General features: G+C 59.1%; 14 protein-coding genes. 5 read left to right on the forward strand and 9 right to left on the reverse strand.

Features of this window, described 5'->3' with window-relative positions; genetic code table 11:
• Nucleotides 1–324: 324 nt before the first annotated feature.
• Nucleotides 325–2,079 carry an ABC transporter ATP-binding protein/permease gene (locus tag MB824_RS11060; RefSeq protein ID WP_238748582.1) on the reverse strand — a complete coding sequence of 585 codons (1,755 nt, stop codon included), beginning with the start codon at nt 2,077–2,079 and terminating at the stop codon, nt 325–327.
• Nucleotides 2,080–2,193: 114 nt separating this feature from the next.
• Nucleotides 2,194–4,404 (reverse strand): TonB-dependent siderophore receptor, encoded by a 2,211-nt coding sequence (locus MB824_RS11065; protein ID WP_238748583.1) that lies wholly within the window; start codon nt 4,402–4,404, stop codon nt 2,194–2,196.
• 681 nt (nt 4,405–5,085) lie between these two features.
• On the opposite strand from MB824_RS11065, the gene ccoG reads away from it, so the two are divergent.
• Together ccoG and MB824_RS11075 are read left to right on the forward strand one after the other, a co-directional pair.
• Complete coding sequence (gene ccoG / locus MB824_RS11070; RefSeq protein ID WP_238748595.1) at nt 5,086–6,489, forward strand: cytochrome c oxidase accessory protein CcoG; 1,404 nt, start codon at nt 5,086–5,088, stop codon at nt 6,487–6,489.
• 2 nt (nt 6,490–6,491) lie between these two features.
• Nucleotides 6,492–7,082, forward strand: a complete 591-nt coding sequence (locus MB824_RS11075) for a FixH family protein (RefSeq protein WP_238748584.1) — start codon at nt 6,492–6,494, stop codon at nt 7,080–7,082.
• Nucleotides 7,083–7,447: 365 nt separating this feature from the next.
• On the opposite strand, the gene rnhA is transcribed toward MB824_RS11075, so the two are convergent.
• Both rnhA and MB824_RS11085 read right to left on the reverse strand, forming a co-directional pair.
• Nucleotides 7,448–7,894 (reverse strand): ribonuclease HI, encoded by a 447-nt coding sequence (gene rnhA / locus MB824_RS11080; RefSeq protein WP_238748585.1) that lies wholly within the window; start codon nt 7,892–7,894, stop codon nt 7,448–7,450.
• Nucleotides 7,895–8,000: 106 nt separating this feature from the next.
• On the reverse strand, nt 8,001–8,249 hold the full coding sequence (locus MB824_RS11085) for an NGO1151 family protein (RefSeq protein ID WP_238748586.1): 249 nt from the start codon (nt 8,247–8,249) through the stop codon (nt 8,001–8,003).
• Nucleotides 8,250–8,318: 69 nt separating this feature from the next.
• On the opposite strand from MB824_RS11085, the gene MB824_RS11090 reads away from it, so the two are divergent.
• Nucleotides 8,319–9,116 (forward strand): hypothetical protein, encoded by a 798-nt coding sequence (locus tag MB824_RS11090; RefSeq protein WP_238748587.1) that lies wholly within the window; start codon nt 8,319–8,321, stop codon nt 9,114–9,116.
• Nucleotides 9,117–9,219: 103 nt separating this feature from the next.
• Here the strand turns inward: MB824_RS11090 and crcB are convergent, their stop codons facing one another.
• The 5 genes from crcB to MB824_RS11115 form a co-directional block, all read right to left on the reverse strand.
• Nucleotides 9,220–9,573 (reverse strand): fluoride efflux transporter CrcB, encoded by a 354-nt coding sequence (gene crcB / locus MB824_RS11095; protein ID WP_238748588.1) that lies wholly within the window; start codon nt 9,571–9,573, stop codon nt 9,220–9,222.
• Nucleotides 9,570–10,343: a methylated-DNA--[protein]-cysteine S-methyltransferase gene (locus tag MB824_RS11100; protein ID WP_238748589.1), complete on the reverse strand. Its 774-nt coding sequence runs from the start codon at nt 10,341–10,343 to the stop codon at nt 9,570–9,572. The genes crcB and MB824_RS11100 overlap by 4 nt, the downstream gene beginning before the upstream one ends.
• A gap of 280 nt (nt 10,344–10,623) precedes the next feature.
• Entirely contained in the window at nt 10,624–12,603 is a 1,980-nt protein-coding gene (gene rpoD / locus MB824_RS11105) for an RNA polymerase sigma factor RpoD (protein WP_238748591.1), read from the reverse strand.
• 326 nt (nt 12,604–12,929) lie between these two features.
• On the reverse strand, nt 12,930–13,817 hold the full coding sequence (locus MB824_RS11110) for an NAD(+) kinase (RefSeq protein ID WP_238748596.1): 888 nt from the start codon (nt 13,815–13,817) through the stop codon (nt 12,930–12,932).
• Nucleotides 13,818–14,010: 193 nt separating this feature from the next.
• The gene (locus tag MB824_RS11115; RefSeq protein WP_238748592.1) at nt 14,011–14,790 is read right to left on the reverse strand and encodes a tRNA threonylcarbamoyladenosine dehydratase; all 780 of its coding nucleotides are present in this window, start codon (nt 14,788–14,790) and stop codon (nt 14,011–14,013) included.
• Between the two features lie 223 nt (nt 14,791–15,013).
• Here MB824_RS11115 and MB824_RS11120 point away from each other — a divergent pair, with 223 nt between their 5' ends.
• The gene (locus tag MB824_RS11120) at nt 15,014–15,493 is read left to right on the forward strand and encodes a universal stress protein (protein WP_238748593.1); all 480 of its coding nucleotides are present in this window, start codon (nt 15,014–15,016) and stop codon (nt 15,491–15,493) included.
• A gap of 223 nt (nt 15,494–15,716) precedes the next feature.
• The gene (trhA, locus tag MB824_RS11125; RefSeq protein ID WP_238748594.1) at nt 15,717–16,337 is read left to right on the forward strand and encodes a PAQR family membrane homeostasis protein TrhA; all 621 of its coding nucleotides are present in this window, start codon (nt 15,717–15,719) and stop codon (nt 16,335–16,337) included.
• The last annotated feature ends 209 nt before the right edge of the window (nt 16,338–16,546 follow it).

Here is a 16,546-nt window from a genome sequence, read left to right on the forward strand (position 1 = left end):
GGAAAGGCAGCTTGGAAATCCAACAACCGCCCCGCTGTAAAGGTAGGCTGAAACCGGCTTTCAGGCTGCTTTTTTAGGTGTCGTTCCGAAGTGCCACCAGTTCACGGCCTTGTAGGCGTGATTCGCAGCGGTTCATCAATAGTATGGGCTACCAAATGGATACCCGGTTTGCCGGTAGCCTGCTTTGTATAGGAGGAGCAACAGCAAAGCAGCCTGAAACCTGAAAGACGCCAAGAATCGCAATCGCAGCCGGTTCCTATATCTTTACCGCAAAAATTTACTCGGGATTTCGTTCGGTGACGGAAGCCCGAGTTTGTTTTATCTTCAAGCGATGAGGATGCTGCGTTTATGATAGGCAGCGAGTGTGCAGCGGTGGCCGATGCTGACTAAGGTGCTGTCGGGCAGGCGCTTGAGTAACAGCTGGTAGAGCGTTTCTTCGGTCGGCTCATCGAGGGCGGCGGTGGATTCATCCAGCAAAACCAGGCGGGGGCGGGCGAGCAGGATGCGGATAAAGGCGATGCGCTGCAGTTCGCCCGGGGAAAGACGGTGCTGCCAGTCGTCGGTAATATCCAAATACGGCAGCCATTTTTCCATGCAGCAGTCCCGCATGGCATTTTCCAAATCAGGGTGTTGCGGATCAATATCGGGATAGCACACCGCTTCGCGCAGGCTGCCTTGCGGAACATAGGGCCGCTGCGGGACAAACATAATGTCTTCTTGCGGCGGGGCGCTGATTTCGCCGCTGACGCCGAATGGCCACAAACCGGCTAGGGCGCGCAGCAGGGAAGTTTTGCCGCAGCCTGAAGCGCCTTGTATCAGCAGGCTGTCGCCGGGGGCGGCTTGTAGGTTGATGTTTTCGATTAGGGCATCGCCATTGCTGCGGTACAGAGAGAGTTTATCGACTTTCAGGCTGCCTTCGCTTACCTGCCGGCGGACTTCAGCCGGGCTGCTTTCAGGCTGCATGCTGTCGAAAAAGCCGCTCAAGCGCTCCAAGCGGGCGCGGTAGGCGGTGAATTTGCCGTAGAAATTGCGAAAGAAAGACAGGCTGCGCTGCAGGCGGGTAAAGGCCTGCACGGTTTGGTGCATATCGCCGATTTTGATTTGGCCAGCGAAAAAACGCGGCGCCTGCAGCATCAGAGGCAGCAGCTGCACGCCCTGGGTAAGCATGGTGTTGTAGCCGCCCAGCGCCACGCTTTGGCGGGCGATACGCCAGCGGTTACGGATTACGGCACGGAAGCTGTCGCTGAGTTTGGCTTCTTCGCCGGCTTCGCCGTGGTAAAACGCGATGCTTTCGGCATGGTCGCGCACGCGGATGAGGGCGTAACGGTAATCGCCGTTGAGTTTTTCGTTTTCAAAATTGTGGCGGATCAGCGGCCGGCCGACCCACATCGCGCCAACGGTGGAAAGCAGGGCGAAGATAAAGACGAAAAAGACGATGCCGCGCGGAATTTCGTAGCCCAAGATGCTGAGAATGCCGGAAAGCCCCCACAGCACGATGGTAAATTCGATGGCGGTTACCACCGATTCGATCATGCCGCGCACAAATTCGATGGACGAAGCGATAAAGTCCTGCGCATCCTGCTGGATACGCTGGTCGATATTGTCGGGCGCGGCGCGGCGCATATGCAGGCGGTAGTAGTTTTTATCGGCCATCCAGCGCGAAACCAGCACTTGGTTGAGCCGCTGCGACCATTTGATTGCCAGCGCCTGATCGAGAAAATCGTTGATGATGCCGTTGAGCGTGCGCAGGGTTACCACCGCGGCGTTAATCAGGGCGAAAAACCAAAAAGCCTGCGCTTTGGCGTCCTGCAAAGCGCTGTAAAGGCCGTTGTAGAAAAACGTGTTGAGCACGTTCAGGCGGATTTCGGTCAGCAGCAGCACCAGGATAAACAGCATAAACAGCGCGATTTTCAGGCTGCCGCTGCGGTTAAGGCAGGGGCGGGTGATCTGCCAGAATTCGCGGCCGAAGCGGGTACGCGACACCAGCAGGACAACCACCGCCAGCGCAACAACCACGCCGAGCAGGCTTTGCAGCAGCCACATCGGGCTGGAATTCAGTTCGATTTGCCATTTCTGCATGGAGAAAACCAGTATAAAAAGGGGAAAAACGGTTTTCAGGCTGCCTATGGCGGATAGGCAGCCTGAAAAGGGAAAGCGGCAGGCGGCAGTGGACGGCTGCGGCCTGCCGACGCTTTAAAACGCGTATTCGGCTTTCAGCCAGAAGGTGCGCGGCATACCGACTACGGCGAAGCTGCGGTCAAAGCGACCACGCTGAATTTGCCAGTAGTGTTTGTTGAACAGATTTTCTACTGCAGTGCCGATAGTAAGAGTATTGCCACCCAGTGTGGTTTTGTAGCGTGCGCCAATATCAACTAATGTGTAGGATGGCAGTTTGTATTTCTGTTCGGCGTCCTGATAGGACTTGCCGTAGTGCTGCACGTTGGCGTTGAGCGTCAGACCTTTGGCAAACGGAGTGTCCCATTCCACGCCGACTTTGGCGATGAATTTCGGGCTGGTGACCTGATGGCCTTTGCGGACGATGTTGTCGTCCCATTTTGGGAAGTTAATCAGGTCGGAGCGGATGAAACTCATGCCGACGCTGGGACGCAGGGTTTTACCTAGCAGATTGGCGTAAGCGTTGAGTTCCAGGCCGCGGTAACGCTCTTTGCCGTGTTCTTCGCCGGCTTTGGCCAAGCCTGCTGCGTTTAGGCGGGCGTAATCCGTGCCGTTTCTCGTGTTGCCACGCCAGTAGCCCGGGCGGGTGATTTGGTAAATGTTGGCGGAGGTGACGATGTCGCCCCAGTTTTTGCGCACGCCCAGTTCGATTTGTTTGCTGACGCGGGGTTTGGAAGCATTGCCGTCTTCGTCCACTTCGCCAGGTTCAAGGTCTTCCATGTAGTTGCCGTAAACCACGAAATCCGGCGAGGGCACCCACGAGGCGGCCAGCATCGGGCCGAAGCGTTTTTTGCTGTTTTTGTCGCCTGTGCGGTAGTCGTCCTGTTTCACCCACTGGTAGCGTCCGCCCAAAGTCAGACGGATGGTGTTGTTGTTGAAACCCAAAGTGTCGGATACGGCGATGCTCGGGGTGGTCTGTTTCATGTCAACGGTTTGGCGGGTGGCGGATGAGATGCGCGGGGTGAGGCCGGAGAAATCGGGCGCGTAAATTGTATGGCCGCGCAATGGGTCGCCGTAGTTGAGCGGGCCGCTTTTGTGGTCGCGCGAACGGGAAACATAGTCGAACGAGGCTGCCCAGTTATGCACAACCGGGCCGGTTTCAAACTCGCCGCGCGCTTTTAAAGTACCGCTGGTGGTGCGGGAGCGGATATCCCAAGGTGATGCCGCGGCAGCCGCATATTGCCCTGTAGTCGGGTTAATCATACGCAACTGGGTAAAGCCACCCGCATATTTCGATTCCATATAGCCGATACCGCCGGAGAGCTGCATGTTCCAGTCGGTGTCGTATTCAAACGTGGCCATGTTGGTAACGGTGCGGGTGGTCTGCTCCTGCCAGCTCGGCACCAGATTGATTTTGCCGTCGGGTGCTTTGGGGAAGGCGAAGGCGTAGTTTTGCATGTCTTGGAAACGGGCGCGGCTGCCTTCGGTGTTGCGGTGGTTGTACATGAAGTCGTACGACACGCGCAGTTTTTCGCCGCGATAGTCGGCGTTCAGGCCGAATTCCTGGTTGTCTTCCTTATAGCCGTGGCGCGGTGTGTTGCCGTGGCGGTATTTGCCGGTTGCACGCACACCCCATTCTTTGTTCGCGCCGAAACGCTGCCCGAAATCAAACGAAGCCTGCGGACGGCTTTTGCCGAACCAACCCAAGCCGATTTTGCGGTTGCCTTCGTCGGACGCTTTTTTGGTTTCGATATTGACGGAAGAACCGGTTGCTCCTTCGGGATCCATGCCGGTGGTCGAACTGGATGCGCCTTTAATCAGCTGTGCGGAAGCCACGTTGGCGGTAGGCGTATGCCAGTAGGAATACAGACCGGGCAGACCGTTGATACTGAACTGCTTGGCGTCCAATTGCAGACCGCGCACATACAGCCCCTGCAAGGTATTGCTTTCACCGCCAAACTGCATAACTGACGCATCAGTTTTGGCAATCGTATCCACTAGTGTACGCGACGCATTGTTTTCCAATACTTTTTCATCGTAGTTCACCACGGTAATCGGCGCGGTAAAGGCATTAGCACGACCGAGCAGACCCAAATTCACGCGGTCGCGCAAGTCGCCGTCGCTGGCGATGGAGTAAGACTTGGCGGCGCGCACGCGCTTGGGATCGGCTTTGATTTTGACCGTTTGCAGCTCTTGGCCGTCGCCGGTTGGTGCGGCATCGTCGGCAAAGGCGGCGGGCACCATGCCCAGCGCCATCATCACGGCGAGTGTGGGTGTTTTCAATTTCATAATGAATAAAAAGGATTCGCAAAATAAGGGGACGCGGATTGTAGCGTATTTTTTAAAATACTCAAGATGATGCCCGAAGCGCTGCCGATGCTTTTTCAGGCTGCCTGCAGGCAGGCGCAGCCTGAAAAACCGTGTTGATATTGCGCTTCTTTTTGCCGGACGCCGTTTTCAGGCTGCTTAAGATTTACGAAAATCCAACACAAATACTGCCATTCTTAACAAAAGTTTTCGCAACATGCAGGCAGCCTGAAAGCATTTTTTTGCGTTTTCAGGCTGCTTTGGCGCGCAGGCAGCCTGAAAAAAAGCCGGCGGACAGGTTTTTTCAGGCTGCCCAAGCCGTTTTGGCGATTAAATAAATTCATGGCTGCGGCAGGTGAAAAGCGTATAATTCCGCCCGGTTTCATACCGACAGATAACAGCTCTTTACAAAGAGCGGCATTTCAGGAAACAACCATGTCAGAAACACAGCATACACCTCAGGAAAACCAAGAAATCCCTGCGGCAAAAGCCGCTCCTGCCGCCGCAGAAAGCGCCGCCGCGCCCGAAGCGGCATCTGCACCGGCGCCAACGGCCGAAGCCGCCGAAACTGCGCTTCAGGCTGCTCCCGCCGCCGAAAAAAACACCGGTACCGAAGCTGCCGCCCCTGCCGCCAAAAAAGCCGCCCCAAAACCTAAGCCGAAAATGAAAGAGCAGGTGATCCAGGTGCACCAGGGCGCCAAACGGATCCACCCCAAGCTGGCCAAAGGGCGCTTTGCCAACCTGCGTATCGTGATGATCGTGCTCACCCAGCTGGTGTTCTACGGCATTCCGTGGCTGATGTGGAGCGGCCGGCAGGCGGTGCTGTTTGATATTCCCAGCCGCCATTTCTACATTTTTGGCGCCGTGCTGGTGCCGACCGATTTGCTGTATCTCACCGGTTTGCTGATGGTGTCGGCATTCGGCCTGTTTTGGTGGACGACCATCGCCGGCCGCCTGTGGTGCGGCTATGCCTGCCCGCAAACCGTCTATACCGAAATCATGCTGTGGATCGACCATTTTGTCGAAGGCGACCGCAACAAGCGGCTCAAGCTCGACAAAGAGCCGTGGAACTTCCGCAAAATCCGCATCAAAGCGCTCAAATACCTGCTGATATTTTTCGTTGCCGCCTGGACGGGCATTTCCTTTTCAGGCTGGTTTGTCCCCATCCGCCAATTCGTGCCCGCCATCTTTAACGGCACCGCCGGCGGCGCGGCAGTGGGCGCGGCGGTTTTCTACGGCTTTATGACCTGGCTGTTCGGCCATGTGATGCGGGAAAAAGTCTGCCAGCACATGTGCCCCTACGCCCGCTTCCAAAGCGCGATGTTTGACCACGACACACTGGTGATTTCCTACGACACCGAACGCGGCGAACCGCGCGGCGCACGCAAGAAAACCGCCGCCAAAGAAGAAACCAGCCTGGGCGACTGCATCAACTGCACCATGTGCGTGCAGGTGTGTCCGGTGGGCATCGACATCCGCGACGGCCTGCAGTACGAATGCATCGGCTGCGCTGCCTGCATCGACGCCTGCGACGACATCATGGACAAAATGGGCTACGAGCGCGGCCTGATCCGCTACACCACTGAAGCCGTCCTCAACCACGACTACACCGACAAAGACATCAAAAAACGCCTGCTGCGGCCGAAAGTCGTCGGCTACGGCAGCATCCTGCTGGCCGCCGCCATCGGTCTGGTTATCGGCGTTGCCACCCGCCAGACGCTCAATGTCGATATCGTCAAAGACCGCGGCGTGATGGTGCGCGAAAACAAACAGGGGCTGCTGGAAAACACCTACAGCCTGAAAATCACCAACGCCAGCGAAGAAACCCAAATCGTTACCGCCAGCGTCAGCGGTTTCCCCGAAATCTACCTGACCGGCCTGCCGGAAAAAGGCGTTGCCGTGAAAGGCGGCGACACCCTGTCGGTGCCGATCCGCGTATCCACCCAGCCCGAATACGCCGACAAAGGCAGCCACCCCATCCAGTTCACCTTCCGCTACCGCAACGAAAAAGCCCCCGCCGACCAGGCGCGCAACATCGTTGAAAACGCCAGCTTTATCGGAGAATAAGCATGCCAGCGCCGCAGCCGGACAAAAAACCGTGGTATCGCCATCCCATCCCGTGGCTGCTGTTTGCCGGCCCGCTGATTGTGGTGGCCGCCAGTTTCATCACCCTGAAAATCGCCCTGAACAACAACAGCGACGTTGTTACCGACGACTACTACAAAGACGGCAAACACATCAATCTGCAGCTTGACCGCGACCGCGAAGCCGCCCGCCGCGGCATCAGCGCCCATGTGCTGTTCAACAGCGAAGGCAGCGGCGCCAAAGTGTTTATCGGCGGCCGCTTCGACCGCAAAGTCCCGCTCAAGCTGCTGCTGCTGCATCCTGCACGCAAAGCAGACGACCAAAGCATCGAGCTTAAAATCAAGCCCGATGCCGGCCAAGACGGCATGACCGAATACAGCGCCGTGTTCAAAGCGCCGCTGCCCTCTGCCGTGCACTGGTATGTGCGCATCGAAGATGGCGCCGGCCAATGGCGGGTGGAAAACAAATGGCTGCCCAAGAAGGGGCCGGCAGTCAGCCTGAATGCCGATATGGCATTGCTGGACGACGAAGCGTCCGCTGCTTCCGCCGCCGCCGTTTCCGCGCTGTCCGAGTAGTCTGCCGGCGCCCAAACTTTCAGGCTGCTTTGCTTAGAACAAAAGCAAAGCAGTCTGAAAGCCTTTTTTTACCGTCCAAAGCAGCCTGAAAGCAAAAAAACGCCTTTCAGGCTGCTTTGCCGTTATCGGCGCCGCCAAAGGCAGCCTGAAAAGCGGAGCCGGTTTTTCAGGCTGCCTTAATCGCTCAGCGTGGCGGGCGGCAAGCCGGAAGATACAAACGGCTGCGGTTGGGCATTGCGGCAAGCGGCGAGCTAAGGGCAGCCTGAAAAAAACCGCCTGCGAATGGATAACAAACCAAGCAAAAGGCAGCCTGAAAAGCACCAATCTGCTTTTCAGGCTGCCTTTTGCTGCGGCGGGCGGCGGGTTCAGGCTGCCGCCGCCTGCGCCGCGCCGCGGTTGGCCAGTTCGTCGGCGCGCTCGTTCTCGGGGTGGCCGGTATGGCCGCGCACCCACTGCCATTCGATTTGGTGTTGCGCGGCCAGGCTGTCGAGCCGCTGCCACAGCTCGGCGTTTTTCACCGGCTGTTTGGCGGCGGTTTTCCAGCCGTTGCGCTTCCAGCCGTGTATCCATTTTTCCATGCCGTTTTTCACATATTGCGAGTCGGTGCAGATTACGACGCGGCAGGGGCGCGTGAGCGCGACCAGCCCTTCGATTACCGCCGAGAGTTCCATGCGGTTGTTGGTGGTTTGCGCTTCGCCGCCGAACAGTTCTTTTTCGTGGCGGCCGTAGCGCATCAGCACCCCCCAGCCGCCGGGGCCGGGATTGCCTTTGCAGGCGCCGTCGGTGTAAAGGTAAACGCTGGGTGCGGACATGGCCGGCCTTTCGTTGTGCTGTTGCCGCAGCAGGCGTTTCAGGCAGCCTGAAAACGCTGCGGGCAGATGTTAAAAAACGGCAAATTCGGGTAAACTGCCGCCCGTTTTATCCCTTCTCGCGGAAAAAAGCGTAGGCCGCATCTTGGAACAGTTCGGCGTGCAGGCTGTTGCCGTAGGAAAGCTCGGCCACTTCGTCTTCAAAAGCAGCCTGAATCGACTCGGCCGCATCCTGCGCGGTTTCGGGCGGCAGCACCCGCAGCAGCCCTTTGAATGCCGCCGCCAGCACGCGGTTTTGCATATTCAGCTCATCGATCGACTGCTCGAGATAGCCCAAACGCTGTTCCAACTGTTCCACGGTATCGCCTTTCCAAAAAAGCGCGCATTGTAAAACCGCCCAGCCGAACCATCAAACGGAATCCGATTTATGACCATGCCCACCAACGACAACAAGGACAATATGATTTTCACTCTGGAAGACGGCCAGAGCAGCGGCAGCGCCGAGCATTACAGCGATTGGGAACACTCGCTCGACCAGCTGCGCCACATCCGCGGCAGCGATGCCGGCGCCGATTCCGCGCTGACCCGTCCGGTGGCGCGCACCGCCGAAGAGCTGCAGCGCGACGAAGTGAAGCTTTTCGGCGATGCCGAACTGGAAAGCGCCTACCGCGAATTTCTGCGCCAGAACGAAGCCGAGCACAATGCGCGGGTAGAGCAGCAGGGCGCCGAAGAAGACGTCGGCATCCTGATTCAGGAAGACTGGCTCAACGCCCAAAGCGCGCTGCAGAGCGAATACAACCGCCGCCATCAGGAACATATCCAAACGCTGGTGCTCAATCCCGATTATGTCGGCCGCGAAAACGACGCCCTGCCCGAAGCCGATGCCGACAATCTGCCCAACCGCTTTGTTCCCGCCCGCAGCGGCGAAGCGCTGCCCGCTGCTGCGGTTTATGTTTACGCCCTGCCGGAGCTGCCGTCCACCCGCCGCATCCGCGTGCTGTCCGAGCAGGAATTGGTTGCGTCGCTGGAAGAGCGGCTGAAAGTGCATCTGAGCAACGCCGTCGCCGGCATGGTGCGCCATGTGCTGCAGAAAAAACTCGCCACCCTGGCCTACGATCTGCAGATGGTGCTCAACGCCGAAACCCCGCAGCTGGTGGAAGAAGTGCTGTCGCACAATATGGCGTCGATTATGCGCGCGGTGAAAGACAGTCTGCCCAAAGAATAGGGCGCCACGGCGATACGGCAAAAAGCAGCCTGAAAACCGGATAACCGGTTTTCAGGCTGCTTTTTTTGTGCTTTCAGGCTGCCTGCAAGATGCCGGCAGCGGTTTACGGCCTGCCCAGCATCAGGCCGGCGGCGACGGCGGTCAGGCCGAGTATCAGGCTGGCGGCCAAGTAGAGCGCCAGCGTGGCAAACTGCTGCGCCTGCCACAGCTGCACGCATTCGAGTGACAGGGTGGAAAAGGTGGTGAAGCCGCCGCAGAAGCCGGCAATCAGCAGCCAGCGCCAGGCGCTGTCGTGGGCAAGGCTGTGGGCAAGCAGGCCGATCAGCAGGCAGCCGGCGAGATTGGCGAACAGGGTAGCCCACGGAAAGCCCGGCTGCACTTGCGGCAGCATCCGGCTTAAGGCGTAGCGGCACACGCTGCCCAGCCCGCCGCCGAGAAACACCAGCAGCCAGTTCATGCGAACAGGTCTCCGGTGGGTGCGGTGTGGCGGCGCTCGTGCGCCAGCAGCCAGGCTTTGCGCTCCAGCCCGCCGGCGTAGCCGGTCAGGGTGCCGCTGCTGCCGATGACGCGGTGGCAGGGAATGATGACGGAGATTTTGTTCTGGCCGTTGGCCGCGGCCACGGCACGCACGGCTTTGGCGTTCCCCAGTGATTCGGCCTGCTGCAGGTAGCTGTGGGTTTCGCCGTAGGGAATGCGCTGCAGCGCCACCCACACCTGCTGCTGGAACGGGGTGCCGACGGGATCGAGCGGCAGCGAAAAGTCTTTCAGGCTGCCTGAAAAATAGGCTGCAAGCTGCTGCAGGGTGTCGCGCACCAGCGGGCTGTCGCCGGCCTGCAGACGCCCCGGCCGCGCGGCCAGCACCGCCAGCAGTTCGCGCTCGGTGCCGGCGCTTTCGGGAAATTCGAGCAGGCACAGGCCGCGTTCGGAAAACACCGCCAGCATGGAGCCGAGCGGGCTGTCGGCCGCCGTCCACAGCAGTTTGCCGCTGCCGCCGGCGGGCGGGTGCCGCAGCAGGTGGGACAGCCGTTTGAGCCGCACATAGTCGGCAATACTGGTGCCGGTGCAGCGGGCAAAATCGGCAGCCAGCGCCGCCTGCTGCGCGGTGCCCTGCAGCGGGTGGCCGTCAGGGAAGGGCGGCGGGTTTTCCTGCGCATCCAGCCAGCTGGCGTAGTTTTGCCAGCGCTCGGGCAGCAGGCCGGATACTGGCGGCGGGGTAAAGGGATTCATGGCGGTTTGGGCTTGGAATGGGAAAAGGGGAACAGGGTTTCAGGCTGCCTGAAAGGTCGGGCGGGCTTGGTTTGGCTGCTTGGGCTGCGGTTAGTATCCGGTGGGAGTCGGTTGGCGGTTGGTGCGCGGTGCGCGGTGCGCGGTGCGCAACCCTACGCGGCTTGTAATCGGCGGCGCGGTGTTTGCTTTACGCGCTTTTGCAGGCGCCGGTGCGTCCGGTTCAGGCAGCCTGAAACAAAAAAAGGCAGCCTGAAACGGGTTTTCAGGCTGCCTGACGGGCTTATTTCGCGTCTTCGCTGTCCAAGAAGCTTTTGAGCTTGTCGCTGCGGGTGGGGTGGCGCAGCTTGCGCAGGGCTTTGGCTTCGATTTGGCGGATGCGCTCGCGGGTTACGTCGAACTGCTTGCCGACTTCTTCCAGCGTGTGGTCGGTGTTCATGTCGATGCCAAAACGCATGCGCAGCACTTTGGCTTCGCGCGGGGTCAGGCTCTCGAGCACGTCGGCGGTGACTTCGCGCAGGCTGGAATACATGGCGGCATCGGCCGGCGCGATGTTGTTCGCGTCTTCGATAAAGTCGCCCAAGTGGCTGTCGTCGTCGTCGCCGATGGGGGTTTCCATGGAAATCGGCTCTTTGGCGATTTTCATGATTTTGCGGATTTTGTCTTCCGGCATTTCCATCAGCTCGGCGAGTTTGGCCGGATCCGGCTCTTCGCCGGTTTCCTGCAGGTGTTGGCGCGAGATGCGGTTCATTTTGTTGATGGTTTCGATCATGTGCACCGGAATGCGGATGGTGCGTGCCTGGTCGGCAATCGAGCGGGTGATGGCCTGGCGGATCCACCAGGTGGCATAGGTGGAGAATTTGTAGCCGCGGCGGTATTCGAATTTGTCCACCGCCTTCATCAGGCCGATATTGCCTTCCTGAATCAGATCAAGGAACTGCAGGCCGCGATTGGTGTATTTCTTGGCGATGGAAATCACCAGACGCAGGTTGGCCTGAATCATTTTCTGCTTGGCGGCCGCGGTTTCTTTCTCGCTGGCGACCATGTTTTTGCTGATTTCTTTCAGTTCGGCAATGGAAATGCGGGCGTGCTGTTCGAGTTCGGACATCACGGTCTGCTTTTCCAAAATGGCGTGGCGGAAGCGGTCGAGCGCGTCGCCCCACACGCGGTTTTTGCCGATTTCGTCTTCCAGCCATTCGAGATTGGTCATATTGGGCAGGAAGTTTTGCAGGAAGTAGTCGCGGTCCATGCGCACGCGGTCGAGACAGATGTCGCGGATTTCGCGCTCGAGCTTGCGGATTTGGTCGACGCGGTTGCGCATGCTCTGGCTCAGGCTTTCGATCTGGCGGGTGGAGAAGCGCACTTCCAGCAGTTTGGAAGCGATGGCGTTGCGGTGCTCGATGTATTTGGCGTTGCTGCTGCCGTAGCGGTTGAGCGCGGTGTTCATTTTGGTATAGCTTTTTTCAATCTGCTTGAAGTGCTCGATTACCTGCGCTTTAAGCTCTTCCAGATTGGCGCTTTCGATGCTGCCGGTATCTTCGCCGTCTTCTTCGTCTTCCGAATCGGCGTCGGCATCGGCATCGTCGTCGCTTTGGCTTGGTTTTTGCGCGGCGGGCACCGGCGGGCTTTCCAGATGGCTCAAGCCCAGTTCGTTGAGCAGCACTTCGTTGGGATCGATGATGGCTTCGACCACTTCGTCCACACGGATTTCGTCTTTTTTAATCTGGTCGATCAGCGCCAGAATTTCGGCTACCGAGCCGGGGCAGGCGGAAATTGCCTGAATCATGTTTTTCAGCGCGTGTTCGATTTCTTTGGCGATAACGATTTCGTCTTCGCGGGTCAGCAGATCGACCTGGCCCATTTCGCGCATATACATGCGCACGGGGTCGGTGGTGCGGCCGAACTCGGAATCAGCCTGCGAGAGCGCGGCTTCGGCTTCGGCAACCGCGTCTTCGTCGGTCATGCCGGCGCTGTTGTCGCTCATCAGCAGGGTTTCGGCGTCGGGCGCTTCTTCGGTAACCTGGATGCCCAGACCCTGAATCATATTGACGATGTTGTCGATCTGTTCGGCATCCGACATATCGTCGGGCAGGGCGTCGTTGATTTCGGCGTAGGTGATGTAGCCGCGGTCTTTGCCCTGAATCACCAGTTGGCGCAGGCGGACGCGCTGCTCTTCCAGTGTGAGCGGACGGTTGTCGGTGGTTTGGAGTTCTTCGTTTTCGGCGGTTTCGCCGTTTTGGATTTCGGCTTCTGTCTGAGACATAGTGAAAACTCTTCGAGTGGGGCGGTTGCTCCGACGCGGTTGCGTTTGATCAACATTCTGCATGGGCGGCAGCGTAAGGGGCAGCGGTCGGATAGATGGCCTGCGATAGCCGCATCGGGCTTTCAGGCTGCTTGGCTGTGAGCGGGCAATATAGTGGCTGCCCGTGAATTTGCAAGGCAGCCTGAAAAATAAAGGCGCGGATTGTAACAAAAACAGCGCGCTGTGGCGACGGCGCGCATGGGTTTTCAGGCTGTTTTGCGGTTTTTCAGGCAGCCTGCGGCGTATCATTACGGGCAGGCAGCCTGAAAAGGGAAACGGCGCCGGCATCAAACCAGCTGTTCGCCCCAGTGCAGTTTCTGGCGCAGGGTTTTGTAATACTGGTAGCCGGTGGGCTGGAGCACACGCAGGTTGTGGCGGTAGCGGTGGATGGTGATCATGTCCATGCTTTGGATATCGACGAAGGACTGGCCGTCGTAATGCACGCGCGCGTCGCCGGATTTGGTGATCAGGATTTTGATTTCGCAGGTATCGGAAATCACGATCGGGCGGTTGGTCATCGACTGCGGGCACACCGGCACCAGCGTAACCGCGCGCAGTGAGTTTTGCAGAATCGGCCCGCCGGCGGCCAGCGAATAGGCGGTGGAGCCGGTGGGGGTGGAAACGATCAGGCCGTCGGAGCGCTGGGTGAAGACGAATTCGCCGTTGATAAACACTTCAAACTCGATCATCTGGCCGGTACCGCCGCGCGAGAGCACCACATCGTTGAGCGCCAACCCGTGATAGATTTCCTGCCCCTGCCGCGCGATGGACGTTTCCAGCAGCAGGCATTCGCCGACCAGATATTTGCCGGTGAGCATGCCGGCGAGCTCTTCAAGCATGTTTTCGCGGGCGACTTGGGTGAGAAAGCCCAGATGCCCCTGGTTGATACCGATCAGCGGCACGCGGTAGGGCGCGGCGGCGCGGGCGGCGGAAAGGAAAGTGCCGTCGCCGCCGAGCACCAAAATCAGGTCGCACAAACGCCCCAAATCGCCGGTGCCGATCTGGCAGCGCTCCAAATCGTGGATGCCGGCCCAGCCTTCGGCCATGCAGGCTTCGTCGAGAAAGACGTTCAGGCCGTTGGCGCACAGAAATTCGATCATTTCGTGCAGGGTCTGGCCGATGTCCGGCGTGTTCGGCCTGGTCAGGATACCGATATTGCGAAATTGGCTTTTGATCATGGCGGCAGCGGCGCGAGTGCGGAAAAAACGCCATTATATAGAGTGGGCGCGGCGGCGCAAACCACAGGCAGCCTGAAAACGCGGCGGGCGCTTTCAGGCTGCTCTGGTTTGTCGGACTCGGGAATCCAATTTATAAATTTTCAGGCTGCCTTTGGTTTGTTGGATTCAAGAATCCGACTTACTAAAGTTTTCAGGCTGCTTTTGTGCCGCTGCGGACGATGTGTTCTACCGCCGCCTGTGCGCAAAACAGGCCGAAAGGGGCGGTAACCAGCATGCTGGCGCCGTAGCCCGCGCAGGATAGCCCCTGCGGTGCGGCGTCGCAGGCGGCGGTTTCGGGCATGAGCGGCTGTTCGGTGGAATAGACGCAGGGCACGCCGAGCTTGCGTTTGGGGTCGCGGCTGAAGCCGTAGCGGCGGCGCAGGGTGTAGCGCATATTCGACAGCAGCGCGTCGTGGGTAACCGCCGCCAGATCGGCGCGGCCGATAAGCACCGGATTGCGCTGGCCGCCGGCGCCGCCGCTGACCACAAAGGGCTGGCCAAGGGCAACAAAACGCGCGGCCATCGCCGCTTTAACCCGCACCTGGTCGATGGCGTCGATCACAAAATCAAAAGGCAGCCTGAAAATTTCATCCAGATTGTCCTCGCTGACAAAATCTTCGATTTCGCTTACCGCGCATTCGGGATTGATGCCGGCAATCCGCTCGGAGAGAGCGCGGACTTTGGGCTTGCCGAAATCCGCGCTTAAGGCGTGCAGCTGGCGGTTGGTGTTGGACGGGGCGACGTTGTCCAAGTCCACCAGCGTCAGCGCGCCCACGCCCGAGCGTGCCAGCGCTTCCACCGCCCACGAGCCGACGCCGCCGACGCCGACCACGCACACGCGGGCGCGGCGCAGCGCCTCCAGGCCGGCCTCGCCGTACAGGCGGGCGATGCCGCCGAAGCGGCGCGAATACTGGTTTGCGGGTTCAGACATGGCGTGTGTTCCTAAAATGTAAATGTTGGCGGGAAAAACAGGGGTGGCGGCGCGATGCGGAAAATTGCCGCCGAAGCGGCCGCCGCCGGCGTTTTTGCATTATACTGAATGCGGCAGCGCCTGCTGTCACCGTCTTGAAAGCTGCGCGGGTTTTTCGTGTGTGCTGGCAATCTGCCGCAAATGCCTGCCGGCTTTTTCACGCCAACAACAACAGGAGAAAATCATGTACCAACATTTAGTCGTTGCTGTGGACGGCAGCAAAACTTCCCTCAATGCCCTGCAACACGCCGCCGAGCTGGCCAAAGCGGTTAAAGCCCGCCTGACGCTGGTTACCGTGGCCAATCCCGGCGAATATATGTCGCTGGCGCCCGAGTTCCTCCAGCACGAAAGCTACGAAGCGGCGGCGATTGCCGGCGGCAACGAAGTGCTGGCCGAAGCGAGCGAAGCGGCCAAAGCGGCCGGCGTGGCCGATGTGCAGGCGCATCTGCTGGTAACATCCAAAGGCGCCAAGGAAATGGCGCAGGAGCTGGTCGATTACGCCGATTCGAAAAAAGCCGACCTGCTGGTGCTGGGCACCCACGGCCGCTCGGGGCTGATGCACCTGCTGATGGGCAGCTTCGCCGAAACGCTGATGCGCCAAAGCCATCTGCCGTTGCTGGTGATCCGCAGCACCCACAGCGAAGAAGGCGGTGAAGGCGAATAAACCTCTGCCCCAATATTCAAACAACAGCTTTTCAGGCTGCCTGCCATCTGCTGCAGGCAGCCTGAAAGTTTTTTGCAGTGCGGTTTTTCAGGCTGCATTGATGGTTTGAATGGCACGCCAAAGCCCGCTTTTACCTGTTTTTGCGCCGTAACCCCGCTTTCAGGCTGCCTGCAGGCGTACAATGAAAACAATAAAGATTTTCCACCCGCATAAAGGACAAGCCATGTATATCGGCGAACGATTCAACGCATACAGCCACCTGGCCGGCACCACGCTGGCGGTTTTGGGCTTGGTGCTGCTGCTGGTGCAGGCCGTGCCCGGCGGCGACGGCTACAAAATCACCAGCGCCGCCGTGTACGGCAGCTGCCTGGTGCTGCTGTATCTGGGTTCGACCGTGTACCACAGCGTGCCCTTTCCCCGCGCCAAAGCAATGCTGCAGAAGTTCGACCACTGCGCCATCTACCTGCTGATTGCCGGCAGCTACACCCCCTTTACGCTGGTAACGCTCAAAGGCGTGTGGGGCTGGTCGCTGTTCGGCACGGTGTGGGGGCTGTGCCTGTTCGGCATCGTGCAGGAGCTGACGCTGGGGCGGCGCACCCGCAAGCTGTCGCTGCTGCTGTATGTGGTGATGGGCTGGCTGATACTGGTGGCCGTCTATCCGCTGGTGCGCGCGCTGCCCGCCGGCGGGCTGGCATGGCTGGTGGCGGGCGGACTGCTCTACAGCGTCGGCATTTATTGGTTTGTTAACGACGAAAAAATCCGCCACGGCCACGGCATCTGGCATCTGTTTGTGCTCGGCGGCAGCTTGGCGCAGTTTTTCTCAGTTTATTTTTATGTGATTTAAAGCGGGCCAGGGTAAGGGTAAAAGGCAGCCTGAAACACTGATGGCGGTGCGTACCCTGCCGCCGCCGGCAACCGTAAATTGCTGTAGGTCGGATTCTTGAATCCGACGGCCGGCCTGCGCAGGAAAAATGTCGGATACGGGTATCCGACCTTGTATATCGGAACACCCGTATCATAGCAACAAACCGCCCGCCGCCGCCCGCATCCGAC

Source organism: Kingella pumchi, assembly GCF_022288825.1.
Taxonomy (GTDB): Bacteria; Pseudomonadota; Gammaproteobacteria; order Burkholderiales; family Neisseriaceae; genus Kingella_D; species Kingella_D pumchi.